Below are 1,871 nucleotides of genomic sequence, written 5' to 3' on the forward strand. Positions count from 1 at the left end.
CGTTTAACAGAATCGAATTCACCGACCATCATCGGCAATTTATTTTCATTTGCGACGGCAATGACCGATTCAAGCGCAGAAACAACAGTATTATCTGTAATGATGTACAAAGAGTCTACTTTGCCGATCAATGATTCTGTTGCTTGTTTTACATCTGCAGACGTTGCAACCGATGCCTCAACAACCGTCATATCCATATCTTTCAGCATCGCCTTGACCGCATCCACTTGGGCACGTGAATTTTGCTCTCCTGAGTTGAAAACCATCCCAACTTTTTTAGCTCCTAATTCCTCTTTCAGGAACTTCATCGTATTGGAAATCGCATCAGGATGACTATCAATCGTTCCTGTTACATTACCGCCCGGTTTTTCCATCGATTCGACAAGCTCTGCCCCAACTGCATCTGTTACTGAAGTGAAGACAATTGGAATATCACTTGTTTTACTCAAAGCAGCCTGTGCACTTGGTGTTGAATTTGCAAAAATTAAATCAACATTCGCACTGACAAGGTTGTCTGCTATAGTCGTGTTGATACTTGGATCACCTTGTGCAATTTGAACATCGTACTCTGCTTCAATCCCTGCATCTTCCAAAGCTTTTTTGAAGCCATCGTAAGCTGCATTTAAGGAAGGGTGCTCGACAATTTGTGTTACACCAATCTTGAATGTCTTATTTTCACTTGATGAATTCGTCTTTTCCCCATCCCCACATGCCCCTAGAAGCAATGCTGAACCGAGTAATACAACTCCGATTTTTTTCAGACCATACTTCATTACAATTCCCCCTACTAGATTAGTTATATTTTCAAACTCGAAACCAAAGGAATGAATGCTACTGTGAAAAATTGTTTCTCGATTCAAATGATTAATAAATCTTTCTTCTTAGCAGGTGCGGCATGGATGGCTTGTCCGATTAATCCTTCCACCGCTTCAAGCATTCCCTCACCCATCCCTGGATGAGCATAATGAGGGAATTTGACGTCTTCTTCTTTTGCGGCCATTTCTAGTAACTGCACAAAGGAACTGGACATTTCGATTGCCCCTTCTCCGATCATATGAATCCCGCTAATAATTTCTGTTGCGGGATCGGAAATCACTTTGATGAAACCATCCTTTTTTCCAGTTATGGCTGCGTAGCCGTTGCCGCCAAGAGGGTATTGGCTGACCCGAACATCGAACCCAAAGTTGCGGGCATTTACTTCAGTAAGACCAACCGAAACAATCGGTGGAATGGTATGTGCCACAATAGGCATGAAAGTCATGTCTACTTCAGGTTTATGTCCGACAATCGCTTCAACCGCAGCTTTTCCTTGTTTAATTGCTTTAATTGCCATCAAAGGACCTTCGGTTACATCTCCTATTGCGTAAATGGATGGAATCGATGAACGCATAGATGCGTCGACGTGAATGTAGCCTTCCTCCGTTTGTGCAACACCGATGCGGCCTATGCCAAGTGGTTTAATATTTGGTTTTCGGTATCCCGTTACAAAAAGATGAGAGCCGTGAATCGTTTCTTCGACGTTTTTGTCATTTTTGAACGTAACAGCAATTTCATGATCATGATCTTCAGTAGAGAGCAATTGAGCATCTTTATAGATATTTATTTTTCTACGTTTAAATAAACGCAGCAATTCTTTATTGATGGATTCATCAAAAGCAAAATTTGCTTTGTCCTCAAATAGAATGCTCACTTTTGCTCCAAGTGCCGCAAAACTAGAAGCCACTTCAAGGGCAATATAATCCTGTCCTGAAACGACCAAGTGCTCTGGCATTTCATTGAGTTCAAATATTTCGTGTGATAACAGTATTCGTTTACTTTTTACTTTGATGGAGTCTGGCAGAATCGGAGAACTCCCGGTTGCAATGATTGCC

At 41.6% G+C, this 1,871-nt stretch carries 2 protein-coding genes; both read right to left on the bottom strand.

The window, feature by feature from the left end; all coding sequences use genetic code 11:
* Window positions 1–773: ABC transporter substrate-binding protein (locus tag AC1DSB_RS18765; RefSeq protein ID WP_477587359.1), on the bottom strand; the 773-nt coding region annotated here is incomplete at its 3' end.
* 83 nt (window positions 774–856) lie between these two features.
* Window positions 857–1,871: FAD-dependent oxidoreductase (locus AC1DSB_RS18770; RefSeq protein WP_477587360.1), on the bottom strand; the 1,015-nt coding region annotated here is incomplete at its 5' end.

This window comes from Paenisporosarcina sp. P4_E4_2 (assembly GCF_056401595.1).